Origin of the sequence: Shigella sp. FC1661 (genome assembly GCF_001712525.1) — a bacterium.
In the GTDB taxonomy this organism is placed as follows: Bacteria; Pseudomonadota; Gammaproteobacteria; order Enterobacterales; family Enterobacteriaceae; genus Escherichia; species Escherichia coli.
On sequence record NZ_MDGW01000233.1, the window covers coordinates 13,362 to 29,932 of the forward strand.

The following is a 16,571-nucleotide window of genomic DNA, read 5'->3' on the forward strand; positions in this document are numbered from 1 at the left end:
GCACCGCTGATTACTGATACACCGGCAGTAAATTAAAGCTCGATAAAATATGTACCAATGCGTTGCCGACGCCAAACACCAGAATCAGCGTAATCATCGGCTTGCCGCCCCAGACGCGGAATTTCGGGCTGCCAAAGCGTTTACGCGATGCGCGGGCCAGCAGTGCCGGAACAATTGCCGCCCAGATGGTAGCCGCTAAACCAGCATAACCAATGGCGTACAGGAATCCATTCGGGAACAGCAGACCACCCACAACAGGCGGTGCAAAGGTCAACAATGCTGTTTTCAAGCGGCCCATAGCCGAGTCATCGAAACCAAACAGATCTGCCAGATAGTCAAACAAACCCAGCGTTACGCCAAGGAACGAACTCGCTACCGCAAAGTTTGAGAACACGACCAGCAGAAGGTCCAGGCTACGGCTGTTCAGCACGCCGCTTAATGCCTGTACCAGCACATCAATATTACCGCCCTTCTCTGCAATACCGATAAACTCCGGACGCGGGATGTTACCCATCGTCGCCAGCAACCAGATGGTATACAGCGCCAGTGCCATCAGCGTACCGTACACCAGGCATTTCACGATGGTTTTCGGATCTTTGCCGTAATACTTCATCAGGCTTGGCACGTTACCGTGATAACCAAACGACGCCAGGCAGAACGGCAATGTCATCAGCAGATACGGCGCATAAGATGCATTGCTTTCTGCAACGTTGAACAATGTCGCAGGCTGCACATGCCCCAACAGGCTGCCAAAGGTGAGGAAGAAGGTAATGACTTTCGCCCCCAGCACAATCGCCGTCATGCGGCTGACGGCCTTAGTACTCAACCACACCACAAACGCTACCAGCAGTGCAAAACCAAAACCCGCCGCCCGTGCCGGGACGTTTAGCGACATCTCTGCGAAGGTGTGATGCAGAATTGAACCACTGGCAGAAATATAGGCATAGGTCAGGATATAGAGCACAAAGGCAATGGAAATACCGTTGACCACGTTCCAGCCTTTGCCCAGCAAATCTTTGGTGATGGTGTCAAAACTCGAACCGATTCGGTAATTCAGGTTAGCTTCCAGAATCATCAAGCCGGAATGCAGCATACAGAACCAGGTAAAGATCAGCGCCGCCATTGACCAGAAAAACCACGCCCCGGACATGACCACTGGCAGAGAAAACATCCCTGCGCCAATAATGGTGCCGCCGATAATCACCACGCCGCCAAGCAGCGACGGTGACGTTTGGGTGGTGGTTAGTGTTGCCATGAGGGCTTCTCTCCAGTGAAAAATAGTGCGACTGCGTTGTTATGCATTGCACTGTACCAGTACGCGAGTACAAAAGACAGAAAAAAAGCCCCGATGGTAAAAATCGGGGCTGTATATATTATTTTACAGATTGTGTTCGCTGTTCAGCGATGATTACGCATCACCACCGAAACGACGACGACCGGTAGAGTCATCACGACGCGGAGCGCGGCCTTCACGACGTTCGCCGCTAAAACGACGACCATCACCACGGCCACCTTCACGGCGTTCACCGCTGAAGTTACGACCGCCTTCACGACGTTCGCCACCGAAACCACGACCACCGCCACGACGCTCACCGCCAGTATGCGGCTGTGCATCGCCCAGTAACTGCATGTTCATCGGCTTGTTGAGAATGCGAGTGCGCGTAAAGTGTTGCAGCACTTCACCCGGCATACCTTTCGGCAGTTCGATGGTGGAGTGAGAAGCAAACAGCTTGATGTTACCAATGTAACGGCTGCTGATGTCGCCTTCGTTAGCAATCGCACCAACGATATGACGAACTTCAACACCATCATCACGGCCCACTTCAATGCGGTACAGCTGCATATCGCCAACATCACGACGTTCACGACGCGGACGATCTTCACGGTCACCACGCGGGCCACGGTCGTTACGATCGCGCGGACCACGGTCATCACGGTCACGGAATTCACGTTTCGGACGCATCGGCGCATCTGGCGGTACGATCAGAGTACGTTCACCCTGTGCCATTTTCAGCAGTGCCGCAGCCAGAGTTTCGAGATCCAGCTCTTCACCTTCTGCAGTCGGCTGAATTTTGCTCAGCAGTGCGCGGTATTGATCCAGATCGCTGCTTTCCAGCTGCTGCTGTACTTTAGCGGCGAATTTTTCCAGACGGCGTTTGCCCAGCAGTTCTGCGTTCGGCAGTTCTACTTCCGGAATAGTCAGCTTCATAGTACGTTCAATGTTGCGCAGCAGACGACGCTCGCGGTTCTCAACGAACAGCAGCGCGCGGCCAGCACGACCCGCACGACCGGTACGACCGATACGGTGAACGTAAGACTCAGAATCCATCGGGATATCGTAGTTAACTACCAGGCTGATACGCTCAACGTCCAGGCCACGGGCTGCAACGTCGGTCGCAATCAGGATGTCCAGACGACCATCTTTCAGGCGTTCCAGTGTCTGTTCACGCAGCGCCTGGTTCATGTCACCGTTCAGCGCGGCGCTGTTGTAGCCGTTACGCTCAAGAGCTTCAGCCACTTCCAGAGTCGCGTTTTTGGTACGAACGAAGATAATCGCCGCATCAAAATCTTCCGCTTCCAGGAAACGTACCAGTGCTTCGTTTTTGCGCATACCCCAGACAGTCCAGTAGCTCTGGCTGATGTCAGGACGGGTAGTCACGCTGGACTGAATGCGCACTTCCTGCGGCTCTTTCATAAAGCGGCGGGTAATGCGACGAATCGCTTCCGGCATGGTTGCAGAGAACAGAGCGGTCTGATGACCTTCCGGGATCTGCGCCATAATGGTTTCAACGTCTTCGATGAAGCCCATGCGCAGCATTTCGTCAGCTTCATCCAGAACCAGACCGCTCAGTTTAGAGAGGTCCAGAGTGCCACGTTTCAGGTGGTCCAGCAGACGGCCCGGAGTACCGACAACGATCTGCGGCCCCTGACGCAGGGCGCGTAATTGCACGTCATAACGCTGGCCGCCGTACAGAGCAACCACATTTACGCCGCGCATGTGTTTAGAGAAATCCGTCATTGCTTCAGCAACCTGTACCGCCAGTTCGCGGGTCGGTGCCAGCACCAGAATCTGTGGTGCTTTCAGCTCAGGATCAAGATTCTGCAACAGAGGTAAAGAGAATGCTGCAGTTTTTCCGCTCCCCGTCTGGGCCATACCCAGAACGTCGCGGCCATTCAGCAGATGTGGAATACACTCTGCCTGAATTGGAGATGGTTTTTCGTAACCCAGATCGTTAAGGGCTTCAAGGATAGGAGCCTTCAGGCCCAGATCTGCAAAAGTGGTTTCGAATTCAGCCATGTAGTACGTGTGCCTCAAAATTAATGGCGGCCAGTCTACATAACTCATCATGAAATTGATCAGCAATTTTCATTGAAAAGTGTGAACCGGCTCAAAGTAGGTGTATTAACGAACAACAACGCCCTCACCCGTTAAGGTGATGGCAATCAAAAAAGATTACGGGCTGATGTGTACGTCAGCTATTGCTGGTCCGATTCTGCCAGGTCATCTTGGTCCTGGCCCAGGAGCGATAATTCCAACAATGCGTATCGGTGCTCAACAAAGTTATGAACGTTGTTGACAACCGCCAGTTTGAACAGGGCCGTGGCGCTGTCCAAATCCCCCAGACTTAGGTAGTACTTACCTAAATAGAAGTTGGTTTCACTGAGATGCTCAGCGAGCGAGGTGTTATCCGTTGCGTCCGCCTTGAGCCTTTCCATTAACGTTTGTTCGCTAATGTTGCCCAGGTAGAACTCGACAATGTTCCATCCCCACTGTTCCTTATCCGATTTTTCGAAGTGCTGTTTCAACACTTCTTTAGCCTGCTTCTCATCGAGCTTCTGCTCGGCGAGATAAAGCCACAGACTACGGAAAGGATCATTGGGATCGTCTTGATAAAACGCCAGCAGATCATCTTGCGCTAACTTGTCACGACCGCCGTAATATAATGCGATCCCGCGATTCAAGTGCGCGTAGTTGTAAGTTGGATCAAGCTCAAGTACAGAATCAAACGCTTCATAGGCAGCATCAAAATTGCCTGCCTGCGTTAAATATATGCCTAAGTAATTGAACACTTCAGGCATATCCGGTCGGATTGCCAGCGCTTGCGAAAAATCGTTACGCGCTAATGCCCTCAGACCGAGACTATCATACAACACTCCGCGCTCATATAAAAGCTGTGCGCGTTCGTCATCGGTTAAAGCCCGACTGGCAAGGATTTGTTCCATACGTGCCAGAATCACTTCCTGCTGTAAAGTCGGTTGCAATGGTACCGCGAGGACTTCACTTTTACGCCAGGAAGTATTACTGCATCCTGCAAGCGTAAGTGCTGTCGCAACGAAACACCAGCGCAAAAAAGGCTTCATTTCCCACTCCCGAAGACCACGGTTGAATGAACGTCCTGTTCCCGGTTGCTAACAAGGCGTCCTGCCCGGTTAAAAGCCCCCCGCCGCAGCGGAGGGCAAATGGCAACCTTACTCGCCCTGTTCAGCAGCCGGAGCTTCCGGTGCTGCAGCAGGTTGAGACTGCTCAGTCGCTTCTTTAATGCTCAGACGGATACGGCCCTGGCGATCAACTTCCAGAACTTTCACCGGTACTTCCTGACCCATCTGCAGGTAATCGGTCACTTTCTCAACGCGTTTGTCAGCGATTTGAGAGATGTGGACCAGACCTTCTTTACCGCCGCCGATGGCAACAAATGCGCCAAAGTCAACGATACGGGTCACTTTACCAGTGTAGACGCGGCCCACTTCGATTTCTGCAGTGATCTCTTCGATACGACGAATAGCATGTTTCGCTTTCTCGCCGTCGGTCGCTGCGATCTTCACAGTACCGTCATCTTCGATTTCGATGGTAGTGCCAGTTTCGTCGGTCAGGGCACGGATAACAGAGCCGCCTTTACCGATAACGTCTTTGATCTTGTCCGGGTTGATCTTGATGGTATGGATACGCGGTGCGAACTCAGAGATATCGCCACGCGGCGCGTTGATCGCCTGTTCCATTACGCCCAGGATATGCAGACGCGCACCTTTAGCCTGGTTCAGCGCAACCTGCATGATCTCTTTGGTGATACCTTCAATTTTGATATCCATCTGCAATGCAGAGATACCCTCGCGGGAACCCGCAACTTTGAAGTCCATATCGCCCAGGTGATCTTCGTCGCCCAAAATGTCAGACAGTACAACGTAGTTGTCGCCTTCTTTCACCAGACCCATTGCGATACCCGCAACGGCAGCTTTGATCGGCACACCTGCGTCCATCAGCGCCAGAGACGCGCCGCACACGGAAGCCATAGAAGAGGAACCGTTGGATTCAGTGATTTCAGACACAACACGTACGGTGTACGGGAATTTGTCCATATCCGGCATGACTGCCAGCACGCCGCGCTTCGCCAGACGACCGTGACCAATTTCACGACGCTTCGGAGAACCGACCATGCCGGTTTCGCCTACGGAGTACGGAGGGAAGTTGTAGTGGAACAGGAAGGTATCGGTACGTTCGCCCATCAGTTCATCAAGAACCTGCGCGTCACGAGCAGTACCCAGCGTTGCGGTAACCAGCGCCTGCGTTTCACCACGGGTGAACAGCGCAGAACCGTGAGTACGCGGCAGCACGCCAGTACGCACATCCAGACCACGGATCATATCTTTTTCACGACCGTCGATACGCGGTTCGCCTGCCAGTACGCGGCTACGAACAACGTTTTTCTCGATAGCGTGCAGAATTTCACCCAGTTCGTTTTCGTCCAGGGTTTCGTCTTCAGCAAGCAGCGTCGCGATGGTTTCAGATTTGATGACATCAACCTGCGCATAACGCTCTTGTTTGTCGGTGATGCGGTAAGCATCGCTCAGGCGAGCTTCAGCCAGTGCAGCAACGCGCGCGTTCAGCGCTTCGTTTACCGGCTCCGGCTGCCAGTCCCAACGTGGTTTACCGGCTTCTTTCACCAGTTCATTGATGTTCTGAATAACAACCTGCTGTTGTTCATGACCGAACACTACTGCGCCCAGCATCTGGTCTTCGCTCAGCAGTTCAGCTTCAGATTCAACCATCAGAACAGCGGCTTCAGTACCGGCAACAACCAGATCCAGTTTGCTCTCTTTCAGCTCGTCCTGAGTCGGGTTCAGTACGTACTGGTCATTGATGTAACCTACGCGAGCAGCACCAATCGGACCATTGAACGGAATACCAGACAGAGACAGTGCTGCGGAAGCACCAATCATCGCGACGATATCCGGGTTAACTTGCGGGTTAACAGAAACCACGGTGGCGATAACCTGAACTTCGTTGACGAAGCCTTCCGGGAACAGCGGGCGAATCGGGCGGTCAATCAGACGCGCGATCAGGGTTTCGCCTTCGCTTGGACGACCTTCACGACGGAAGAAGCTACCCGGGATACGACCAGCAGCGTAGGTACGCTCCTGATAGTTAACGGTCAGTGGGAAGAAGTCCTGACCTGGTTTGGCTTTTTTCTGGCCAACAACGGTAACAAATACCGCGGTGTCATCCATGCTAACCATAACAGCGGCAGTAGCCTGACGAGCCATCATGCCGGTTTCCAGAGTCACGGTGTGTTGGCCGTACTGGAATTTACGAACGATCGGATTAAGCAATGTAATATCCTTTCTCTTTCTTAGACAGTACCTTACGGCACTGGTGTTAATACCCGATCTTCTGCGCATCCTCGCGACTAATGACAACCCTAACCCAGCTCTATGTGGGTAAAGCCTCTCATTAGCCGCGCGAACCTCTGCAACGGAAGATCATTCATAGCAACAATACATTAGTTTCCAGTGAATTGCTGCCGTCAGCTTGAAAAAAGGGGCCACTCAGGCCCCCTTTTCTGAAACTCGCAGGAATTAGCGACGCAGACCCAGGCGCTCGATGAGCTGGGTGTAACGTGCTACGTCTTTACGTTTCAGGTAGTCGAGCAGTTTACGACGCTGAGAAACCATGCGCAGCAGACCACGACGGCTGTGGTGATCTTTTTTGTGCTCTGCAAAGTGGCCCTGCAGGTGGTTGATCTGTGCAGTCAGCAGTGCTACCTGAACTTCGGTAGAACCGGTGTCGTTTGCGTCACGACCAAACTCAGAAACGATTTTAGCTGTTGCTTCAGTACTTAGAGACATTTTAAAACTCCAAAGTATATAGAATGAAAGGACGCCGATCTCTAATTCAGCGATCCCAGTGTACGTTACGCAAAGTGTTAAACAATTTACGCGACGTTAAGCGGCAGTATTCTACTCGTAGCGACCTGTTATCGCAAGACGGTTAACATTACGCCGGGTATTCAACCACCAGGCGACGAGGCGCGACGCGGCCTTCATCGTCAATTTCGCCCATACCGATAAACTTGCCGTTCTCACCTTCTGTAACGCGAACCAGTCCTTCCAGCGGCGCACCGGATGTACGAACTGGGTTACCATTTTTGAAGTAAACAGAAGACGTTAACGGAAGATTCACCACCGGGTAGTCCGAAGCTGGACTGTCCATTGGCATCAGTAATGGATCAAGTAACTCCGCAGCCGGAATATCCTGCTGTTCGGCTTGTTCGACCAGTTCACGCAGATGTTCCAGGGTCACCATCCGTTCAACCGGATATTTACTTACCGCCAGACGACGCAGGTAAATAACATGCGCGCCACAACCGAGTTTTTCACCCAGGTCATCAATGATGGTGCGGATATAAGTGCCTTTTGAGCAGTGAATTTCCAGCTCCAGCTCATTGCCTTCGTGGCGAATAAACAGCAATTCATAAACGGTAATCGGGCGCGCTTCACGCGGTACTTCAATGCCCTGACGCGCATATTCGTACAGTTTTTTACCCTGATATTTCAGTGCTGAATACATCGAAGGGATCTGTTCGATATCGCCACGGAAAGTATCCAGCGCCGCCGCCAGTTGCTCTGCGCTAAAGGTTACCGGACGTTCTTCAACGATTTGTCCGTCGGCATCAGAAGTATCGGTACGCTGTCCAAGACGCGCAATGACCCGATAGCGTTTGTCGGAGTCCAGCAGATACTGGGAAAACTTCGTCGCTTCCCCGAAGCAAATTGGCAACATGCCAGTTGCCAGCGGGTCCAGAGCACCGGTATGCCCGGCACGGTTGGCGTTATAAATCCGTTTCACTTTTTGCAGCGCATCATTGCTGGACATACCCTGCGGTTTATCCAGCAACAAAACGCCGTTAATGTCGCGACCGCGACGACGAGGACGACTCATTAGTCCTCCTTGCTGTCGTCCGGGTTAACACGACGTTCTTCGTCATGTTTGACCACGCTGGTCACCAGGTTTGACATGCGCATCCCTTCAACCAGAGAGTTGTCGTAGAAGAAGGTCAGTTCCGGCACGATACGCAGGCGCATCGCTTTCCCCAGCAGGCTGCGGATGAAACCAGAAGCTTCTTGCAACGCTTTGATGCCCGCTTTAACCGCGTCTTCATCTTTGTCGTTGAGGAACGTCACATATACTTTGGCATACGCCAGGTCGCGAGACATTTCGACACCGGAAACGGTGGTCATCATGCCCAGGCGAGGATCTTTAATTTCACGCTGCAGGATGAGAGCGATCTCTTTTTGCATTTCCTGCGCTACGCGCTGCGGGCGACCAAATTCTTTCGCCATAATAAATTCTCCTGACAAAAAAGGGGCTGTTAGCCCCTTTTTAAAATTAATTTCAGGTGGAAGGGCTGTTCACGTTGGCCTGATAAGACGCGCCAGCGTCACATCAGGCAATCCATGCCGGATGCGGCGTAAACGCCTTATCCCGCATGGAACCCTAAAAACCTTAAGCGATGGTACGTTGGATCTCGATGATTTCGAATACTTCGATCACATCGCCAGTGCGGACGTCGTTGTAGTTCTTAACGCCGATACCACATTCCATACCGTTACGGACTTCGTTAACGTCATCTTTGAAGCGGCGCAGGGACTCCAGCTCGCCTTCGTAGATAACCACGTTGTCACGCAGAACGCGGATCGGGTTGTGACGTTTAACCACACCTTCGGTAACCATACAGCCTGCGATGGCACCAAATTTCGGCGATTTGAACACGTCACGAACTTCCGCCAGACCGATAATCTGCTGTTTCAGTTCCGGAGACAGCATACCGCTCATCGCCGCTTTCACTTCGTCAATCAGGTTATAGATGACGGAGTAGTAACGCAGATCCAGGCTTTCCGCTTCAATCACTTTACGTGCAGAGGCATCAGCACGTACGTTGAAGCCAACCAGGATGGCGTTGGACGCCGCAGCCAGGGTGGCGTCGGTTTCGGTGATACCACCTACGCCAGAACCGATGATCTTCACTTTAACTTCGTCAGTAGACAGTTTCAGCAAGGAGTCGGAGATCGCTTCCACAGAACCCTGTACGTCTGCCTTCAGGACGATGTTCACTTCGTGAACTTCGCCTTCGGTCATGTTGGCGAACATGTTCTCGAGTTTAGATTTCTGCTGACGCGCCAGTTTAACTTCGCGGAATTTACCCTGACGATACAGTGCAACTTCACGCGCTTTCTTCTCGTCACGTACAACGGTAACTTCATCACCCGCAGCCGGTACGCCGGACAGGCCGAGGATTTCCACCGGAATGGACGGACCCGCTTCCAGCACTTCCTGACCCAGTTCGTTACGCATCGCACGAACACGACCGTATTCGAAGCCACACAGAACGATATCGCCCTTGTGCAGAGTACCTTCACGTACCAGAACGGTAGCAACCGGACCACGACCTTTATCGAGGAAGGATTCGATAACCGCACCGCTCGCCATACCTTTACGTACCGCTTTCAGCTCCAGAACTTCCGCCTGCAGCAGGATAGCGTCCAGCAGTTCATCGATGCCGGTACCCGCTTTCGCAGATACGTGTACGAACTGGCTTTCACCGCCCCACTCTTCTGGCAGGATGCCATACTGGGAGAGTTCGTTCTTAACACGATCCGGATCGGCTTCTGGTTTATCAATCTTGTTCACTGCAACCACCACCGGTACCTGCGCCGCTTTCGCGTGCTGGATTGCTTCGATGGTCTGCGGCATCACGCCGTCGTCGGCAGCAACAACCAGGACTACGATGTCCGTTGCCTGCGCACCACGAGCACGCATTGAAGTAAACGCGGCGTGCCCTGGGGTGTCCAGGAAGGTGATCATGCCGTTTTCAGTTTCAACGTGGTATGCACCAATGTGCTGGGTAATGCCGCCCGCTTCGCCAGAGGCCACTTTCGTTGAACGAATGTAGTCCAGCAGAGAGGTTTTACCGTGGTCAACGTGACCCATGATGGTCACAACCGGCGCGCGCGGTTCAGCCGCAGCCCCCGTGTCACGGTCGCTCATTACCGCCTCTTCCAGCTCGTTTTCACGACGCAGGATAACTTTGTGGCCCATCTCTTCAGCAACCAGCTGTGCGGTTTCCTGATCGATAACCTGGTTGATGGTTGCCATTGCGCCCAGTTTCATCATCGCTTTGATGACCTGAGAGCCTTTAACCGCCATCTTGTTCGCCAGTTCGCCAACGGTGATGGTTTCGCCGATCACAACGTCACGGTTAACGGCCTGAGCTGGCTTCTGGAAGCCTTGCTGCAGGGAAGAACCTTTACGTTTTCCGCCTTTACCTCCACGTACTGCTGCGCGAGCTTCTTCACGATCAGCTTTTGATTCAGCGTGTTTGTTGCCTTTCTTCGGACGCGCTGCTTTCGCGTTACGACCACGGCCACGGCCGCCTTCGACTTCACGATCGCTTTCGTCTTCTGCCTGGCGAGCATGTTGAGAAGTAGTGACGTGATAATCGCTGGAATCTTCAGTCGGTTCCGCGTTATCAGTCCATTTGTTTTCTTCCGCCATACGACGTGCTTCTTCAGCAACGCGACGTGCTTCTTCTTCGAGTTTACGACGCGCTTCTTCTTCAGCTTTACGCTTGAGCTCTGCAGCTTCCTGCTCACGGCGGGCTTTTTCAGCCTGGGCGTTTTTAGTCATATCGTCTTGTTGATTGCTCACTTTGTCTTTTTCCGCAGCTTCACGTTTCGCTTGTTCAGCAGCTTCACGCTTAGCTTGTTCTGCGGCCTCACGTTCAGCTTTTTGTTGCGCCTCGCGTTTAGCCGATTCTTCTGCCTCACGACGGGCTTGCTCTTCCGCTTCACGCTGCGCTTGCTCTTCCGCTGCAAGGCGTTCAGCCTCTTGCGGATCGCGTTTCACAAAGGTGCGTTTCTTGCGGACTTCGATTTGTACCGATTTGCTTTTTCCACCGGTACCAGGAATGTTAAGGGTGCTGCGTGTTTTACGTTGCAGCGTCAATTTGTCCGGGCCTGAATTTTTCTGATTCAGGTGGTCAATCAAAGTCTGTTTCTCTTTTGCGGACACAGAGTCGTCAGCAGACTTCCGGATACCTGCATCAGCAAATTGCTGTACCAGGCGTTCCACGGAGGTCTGTCGCTCTGCGGCCAGCGTTTTAATCGTTACATCTGTCATGCTGTTCCTTCCTGCTACAGTTTATTACGCTTCGTCACCGAACCAGCAAATATTACGGGCAGCCATAATCAGTGCTCCGGCTTTTTCGTCGGTCACCCCTTCGATATCAGCCAGATCATCAATGCCCTGTTCGGCGAGATCTTCCAGCGTACAAACGCCACGGGCGGCCAGTTTGAATGCCAAATCACGATCTATCCCTTCAAGGTTCAGCAGATCGTCAGCCGGTTTGTTATCACCGAGGCTTTCTTCCTGGGCCTGTGCAATGGTGGCCAGTGCATTTTTAGCACGCTCGCGCAGTGCTTCAACGGTCGGCTCATCAAGGCCTTCGATTTCCAACAGCTCTTTCATCGGCACATAGGCCAGTTCTTCCAGCGTCGAGAAGCCTTCTTCTACCAGAACAGTCGCGAAGTCTTCGTCGATGTCGAGATATTTGGTGAAGGTGTCGATCGCTGCGTGCGCTTCCGCCTGATGCTTAGCCTGCAGGTCGTCAACGGTCATCACGTTGAGTTCCCAACCGCTCAGCTGCGAAGCCAGACGCACGTTCTGACCGTTACGGCCAATCGCCTGCGCCAGGTTACCGGCTTCAACGGCGATATCCATGGTATGTTTATCTTCATCCACCACGATAGAAGCAACGTCTGCCGGTGCCATTGCGTTAATCACAAACTGCGCCGGGTTATCATCCCACAGGACGATATCGATACGCTCGCCGCCCAGTTCAGTAGAAACCGCCTGAACACGCGCGCCACGCATACCTACACAGGCACCTACCGGATCGATACGTTTATCGTTGGTTTTCACCGCGATTTTCGCACGAGAACCCGGATCGCGAGCCGCTGCTTTAATTTCAATCACTTCTTCGCCGATTTCTGGCACTTCAATACGGAACAGTTCGATCAGCATTTCCGGCTTGGAACGAGTGACGAACAGTTGCGCGCCACGCGCTTCCGGGCGAACGGAATAGAGCACGCCACGAACGCGGTCGCCAGGGCGGAAGTTTTCACGCGGCAGCATATCTTCGCGCAGGATCACGGCTTCAGCATTGTTGCCCAGCTCCAGAGAGATGTTGTCGCGGTTTACTTTTTTCACCACGCCGGTGATGATTTCACCTTCGTGTTCACGGAACTGATCAACCACCATCGCACGTTCGGCTTCACGCACTTTCTGCACGATAACCTGTTTTGCCGTCTGGGTAGTGATACGGTCAAAGGTAACAGACTCAATCTGATCTTCAACGTAATCGCCCAGGTTCAGGCTTTCATCTTCATAACGTGCGGCTTCAAGGGTGATTTCCTTGGTCGGCTGGGTGACTTCATCAACAACTAACCAGCGACGGAAGGTGTCAAAATCACCGCTTTTGCGATCGATCTGTACGCGGACGTCGATCTCTTGTTCATATTTTTTCTTTGTTGCTGTCGCCAGCGCGCTTTCCAATGCTTCGAAAATCTTCTCGCGAGGTAGCGCCTTTTCATTGGATACGGCTTCAACTACAGCCAAAATTTCTTTGTTCATCGCGGGCTTTTCACCTCATCCAGACTATTAAAAGTGGGGAACCAGGTTCGCCTTCTGGATATTACTCAGCGCGAACACTTCATCTTTACCTTCGACGGTAACTGTGATCATTTCACCGTCTACCGCTTTGATAACGCCCTGCCATTTACGACGGTTTTGTACCGCCATACGGAGAACCAGAGTCACCTCTTCTCCGACAAAACGGGCGTAGTGTTCAGCCGTGAACAGTGGGCGATCGAGACCCGGTGAGGAGACTTCCAGGTTATAAGCAACGGTGATGGGATCTTCAACATCCAGCACAGCACTTACCTGGTGGCTCACATCAGCACAATCATCAACATTGATGCCATCTTCACTATCAATATAGATGCGCAGTGTGGATGTGCGACCGCGAATAAATTCGATGCCAACCAGTTCAAAACCCAGGGCCTCAACTGGCGCAGTAATCATCTCTGTTAATTTTTGCTCTAATGTGGACAAGCCCACCCCCAAGACATAAAAAAAGGGCCTAAAGCCCAGTTATTCTGTAGTCAGATAACAAAAAACCCCGATAAATCGGGGCTTTATATAACTGAACCCTATAACCGCAACTGCGGTCTGGAGCACTTTCCAGAAGGATTTTTTCAAATCCCACTACGAAGGCCGAAGTCTTCACAGTATATTTGAAAAAGGACTCTAAGGGAAAGTGGTTGCGGGGGCCGGATTTGAACCGACGACCTTCGGGTTATGAGCCCGACGAGCTACCAGGCTGCTCCACCCCGCGCCTGAAACGCGGCAAATTCTACTCGTTTTGGGTAAAAGATGCAAATACTGCTGGGATTTGGTGTACCGAGACGGGACGTAAAATCTGCAGGCATTATAGTGATCCATGCCACATTTTGTCAACGTTTATTGCTAATCACGTGAATGAATATCCAGTTCACTTTCATTTGTTGAATACTTTTGCCTTCTCCTGCTCTCCCTTAAGCGCATTATTTTACAAAAAACACACTAAACTCTTCCTGTCTCCGATAAAAGATGATTAAATGAAAACTCATTTATTTTGCATAAAAATTCAGTGAGAGCGGAAATCCAGGCTCATCATCAGTTAATTAAGCAGGGTGTTATTTTATGACGACGATTCTCAAGCATCTCCCGGTAGGTCAACGTATTGGTATCGCTTTTTCTGGCGGTCTGGACACCAGTGCCGCACTGCTGTGGATGCGACAAAAGGGAGCGGTTCCTTATGCATATACTGCAAACCTAGGCCAGCCAGACGAAGAGGATTATGATGCGATCCCTCGTCGTGCCATGGAATACGGCGCGGAGAACGCACGTCTGATCGACTGCCGCAAACAACTGGTGGCCGAAGGTATTGCCGCTATTCAGTGTGGCGCATTTCATAACACCACCGGCGGCCTGACCTATTTCAACACGACGCCGCTGGGCCGCGCCGTGACTGGTACCATGCTGGTTGCTGCGATGAAAGAAGATGGCGTGAATATCTGGGGTGACGGTAGCACCTATAAAGGAAACGATATCGAACGTTTCTATCGTTATGGTCTGCTGACCAATGCTGAACTGCAGATTTACAAACCGTGGCTTGATACTGACTTTATTGATGAACTGGGCGGCCGTCATGAGATGTCTGAATTTATGATTGCCTGCGGTTTCGACTACAAAATGTCTGTCGAAAAAGCCTACTCCACAGACTCCAACATGCTTGGTGCAACGCATGAAGCGAAGGATCTGGAATACCTCAACTCCAGCGTCAAAATCGTCAACCCGATTATGGGCGTGAAATTCTGGGATGAGAGCGTGAAGATCCCGGCAGAAGAAGTCACAGTACGCTTTGAGCAAGGTCATCCGGTGGCGCTGAACGGTAAAACCTTTAGCAACGACGTAGAAATGATGCTGGAAGCTAACCGCATCGGCGGTCGTCACGGCCTGGGCATGAGCGACCAGATTGAGAACCGTATCATCGAAGCGAAAAGCCGTGGTATTTACGAAGCTCCGGGGATGGCACTGCTGCACATTGCGTATGAACGTCTGTTGACCGGTATTCACAACGAAGACACCATTGAGCAGTATCACGCGCATGGTCGTCAGTTGGGCCGTCTACTGTACCAGGGGCGTTGGTTTGACTCCCAGGCGCTGATGCTGCGTGACTCTCTGCAACGCTGGGTTGCCAGCCAGATCACTGGTGAAGTTACCCTGGAGCTGCGCCGTGGGAACGATTATTCAATCCTGAATACCGTCTCAGAGAACCTGACCTACAAGCCAGAGCGTCTGACGATGGAAAAAGGCGACTCGGTGTTCTCGCCAGATGATCGTATTGGTCAATTGACCATGCGTAATCTGGATATCACTGATACCCGAGAGAAACTTTTTGGTTATGCCAAAACTGGCCTGCTCTCCTCCTCTGCCACTTCAGGCGTGCCGCAGGTGGAGAATATGGAAAACAAAGGCCAGTAATTCGACATCAACCCTGCCCTTCAGGGGGGGGGTTACCTTGCTTATCCTCTGTAAACTCCTTTCTGAACATCACATAATCGAAAACATCATGGTTTGCATCCACAACCCGTGAGTCTCCTTTATAGTGTGCAATCACTTCCTCAAGCGTTTGCGGCTGTTCCGGCTTTGTTACCCCCATCCACGCATTAATAAGGTAATTATTGTAAGCTGTCGAAAAGATGTTGTTTTCCGTTGTGCGATCCACGCCATCCCCAAGAACGGGGCTATACCAGATAAACATCGGGACATGATATGCCTGCTGGCTAGCCTCCCTGCCTCCATGAAAATAGACGTTCTTCTTCGTAGGGTCACGTTCCAGGCCGTGGTCGGCAAAATACATGACCGAGGCGCGGCGATCTTTTAATAATTCAAAAACCTGACCTAGCAAACTATCTGTGTAATGAATGGAGTTGTCATAGCAGGCATCCTGATCGTCCTGCGGTTGAAACACGGCGCTGGATTGCGGATAGGCGCTACAAGCCGGTTCATGGCTTCCATTTAAATGAAGAACAATCAGTTTCTTTTGCTGCGTATTTTGCTGTAATGCTTGCGATAAATGCGGCAACAACAATTCATCAAATCCTCTGACATAAACTGTTTCCATGGCGCGCATGGCGATACTGGTAACTGCTGTACCATTCTGCCGAAAAGCGGATTGCGAGCTTAGCCAGAAAGTCTGAAATCCTGCTTGATTAGCCATATTAATAATGTTGTCGGGGTAATTATGAATGTCATGACTCAAAACAGAATCAGCAGTTAAAGAAAGGGGAACCGACAGCGCAGTGTAAGGTGCGCCGCTTATTGCTTGATTAAACAGTTTGATCTGTTTTCTTTGTGCTTCAACTTGCGGTGTCGTAGAGCGTGTATATCCATACAAAGACATATTGTCGACACGTACAGACTCCCCCACAATCAACACGTAGGTATCAATACCTGTATCCCTGACTGATAATTGAAAATACGGCACCGTGTTTGCAATTGAGAGTAATCTTTGGTAATGCTGCCAACTTACTGATTTAGTGTATGATGGTGATTTTAAGGTGCTTGCGTGGCTTCCATTTCCATCAGATGTCCTTCCTGCTCCGCTACTGAAGGCGTGGTGCGTAACGGCAAA

The 16,571-nt window shown here is 51.7% G+C and carries 13 protein-coding genes, 1 tRNA gene and 1 pseudogene; 2 read left to right on the forward strand and 13 right to left on the reverse strand.

Features of this window, described 5'->3' with window-relative positions; translation table 11 throughout:
- Positions 1-10: 10 nt before the first annotated feature.
- The 12 genes from mtr to BFF42_RS14150 all read right to left on the reverse strand — a co-directional run bounded on the left by mtr (position 11) and on the right by BFF42_RS14150 (position 13,727).
- Positions 11-1,255, reverse strand: a complete 1,245-nt coding sequence (gene mtr / locus BFF42_RS14095; protein WP_000224348.1) for a tryptophan permease — start codon at positions 1,253-1,255, stop codon at positions 11-13.
- Positions 1,256-1,408: 153 nt separating this feature from the next.
- Positions 1,409-3,298: an ATP-dependent RNA helicase DeaD gene (gene deaD, locus BFF42_RS14100; protein WP_001295553.1), complete on the reverse strand. Its 1,890-nt coding sequence runs from the start codon at positions 3,296-3,298 to the stop codon at positions 1,409-1,411.
- Positions 3,291-3,371: a protein YrbN gene (yrbN, locus tag BFF42_RS14105; protein WP_010723222.1), complete on the reverse strand. Its 81-nt coding sequence runs from the start codon at positions 3,369-3,371 to the stop codon at positions 3,291-3,293. The genes deaD and yrbN overlap by 8 nt, the downstream gene beginning before the upstream one ends.
- 106 nt (positions 3,372-3,477) lie before the next feature.
- On the reverse strand, positions 3,478-4,362 hold the full coding sequence (gene nlpI, locus BFF42_RS14110; protein WP_000802082.1) for a lipoprotein NlpI: 885 nt from the start codon (positions 4,360-4,362) through the stop codon (positions 3,478-3,480).
- 108 nt (positions 4,363-4,470) lie between these two features.
- Complete coding sequence (gene pnp, locus BFF42_RS14115) at positions 4,471-6,606, reverse strand: polyribonucleotide nucleotidyltransferase (protein ID WP_012421483.1); 2,136 nt, start codon at positions 6,604-6,606, stop codon at positions 4,471-4,473.
- Between the two features lie 246 nt (positions 6,607-6,852).
- Positions 6,853-7,122 (reverse strand): 30S ribosomal protein S15, encoded by a 270-nt coding sequence (gene rpsO / locus BFF42_RS14120; protein WP_000059466.1) that lies wholly within the window; start codon positions 7,120-7,122, stop codon positions 6,853-6,855.
- Between the two features lie 148 nt (positions 7,123-7,270).
- Entirely contained in the window at positions 7,271-8,215 is a 945-nt protein-coding gene (truB, locus tag BFF42_RS14125) for a tRNA pseudouridine(55) synthase TruB (RefSeq protein WP_000089689.1), read from the reverse strand.
- A complete protein-coding gene (rbfA, locus tag BFF42_RS14130; protein ID WP_001040205.1) occupies positions 8,215-8,616 on the reverse strand; it encodes a 30S ribosome-binding factor RbfA in 402 nt (133 codons plus the stop codon). Before rbfA ends, truB begins: the two co-directional genes overlap by 1 nt.
- A gap of 163 nt (positions 8,617-8,779) precedes the next feature.
- Positions 8,780-11,452, reverse strand: a complete 2,673-nt coding sequence (gene infB / locus BFF42_RS14135; RefSeq protein ID WP_000133034.1) for a translation initiation factor IF-2 — start codon at positions 11,450-11,452, stop codon at positions 8,780-8,782.
- A gap of 24 nt (positions 11,453-11,476) precedes the next feature.
- Positions 11,477-12,964 (reverse strand): transcription termination factor NusA, encoded by a 1,488-nt coding sequence (gene nusA, locus BFF42_RS14140; protein ID WP_001031064.1) that lies wholly within the window; start codon positions 12,962-12,964, stop codon positions 11,477-11,479.
- A 27-nt stretch (positions 12,965-12,991) separates the two neighbouring features.
- Positions 12,992-13,444 (reverse strand): ribosome maturation factor RimP, encoded by a 453-nt coding sequence (gene rimP / locus BFF42_RS14145; RefSeq protein ID WP_001300397.1) that lies wholly within the window; start codon positions 13,442-13,444, stop codon positions 12,992-12,994.
- A gap of 206 nt (positions 13,445-13,650) precedes the next feature.
- Positions 13,651-13,727 (reverse strand) — tRNA-Met (locus tag BFF42_RS14150).
- A 347-nt stretch (positions 13,728-14,074) separates the two neighbouring features.
- Here BFF42_RS14150 and argG point away from each other — a divergent pair.
- Entirely contained in the window at positions 14,075-15,418 is a 1,344-nt protein-coding gene (argG, locus tag BFF42_RS14155; RefSeq protein WP_000207691.1) for an argininosuccinate synthase, read from the forward strand.
- A gap of 7 nt (positions 15,419-15,425) precedes the next feature.
- On the opposite strand, the pseudogene BFF42_RS14160 reads toward argG, so the two are convergent.
- Positions 15,426-16,460 (reverse strand): annotated as a pseudogene (locus tag BFF42_RS14160) (phosphoethanolamine transferase); the annotation flags it as partial.
- Between the two features lie 45 nt (positions 16,461-16,505).
- On the opposite strand from BFF42_RS14160, the gene BFF42_RS14165 reads away from it, so the two are divergent.
- On the forward strand, positions 16,506-16,571 hold a 66-nt coding region (locus BFF42_RS14165; RefSeq protein ID WP_129927876.1), incomplete at its 3' end, for an IS1 family transposase.

Bases quoted from the DNA above. Each gene is read 5' to 3' on its own strand.
- deaD (WP_001295553.1), bottom strand. From the start codon at position 3,298: ATGGCTGAATTCGAAACCACTTTTGCAGATCTGGGCCTGAAGGCTCCT.
- infB (WP_000133034.1), bottom strand. From the start codon at position 11,452: ATGACAGATGTAACGATTAAAACGCTGGCCGCAGAGCGACAGACCTCC.
- yrbN (WP_010723222.1), bottom strand. From the start codon at position 3,371: ATGAAAATTGCTGATCAATTTCATGATGAGTTATGTAGACTGGCCGCC.
- mtr (WP_000224348.1), bottom strand. From the start codon at position 1,255: ATGGCAACACTAACCACCACCCAAACGTCACCGTCGCTGCTTGGCGGC.
- nusA (WP_001031064.1), bottom strand. From the start codon at position 12,964: ATGAACAAAGAAATTTTGGCTGTAGTTGAAGCCGTATCCAATGAAAAG.
- rpsO (WP_000059466.1), bottom strand. From the start codon at position 7,122: ATGTCTCTAAGTACTGAAGCAACAGCTAAAATCGTTTCTGAGTTTGGT.
- rbfA (WP_001040205.1), bottom strand. From the start codon at position 8,616: ATGGCGAAAGAATTTGGTCGCCCGCAGCGCGTAGCGCAGGAAATGCAA.
- nlpI (WP_000802082.1), bottom strand. From the start codon at position 4,362: ATGAAGCCTTTTTTGCGCTGGTGTTTCGTTGCGACAGCACTTACGCTT.
- truB (WP_000089689.1), bottom strand. From the start codon at position 8,215: ATGAGTCGTCCTCGTCGTCGCGGTCGCGACATTAACGGCGTTTTGTTG.
- argG (WP_000207691.1), top strand. From the start codon at position 14,075: ATGACGACGATTCTCAAGCATCTCCCGGTAGGTCAACGTATTGGTATC.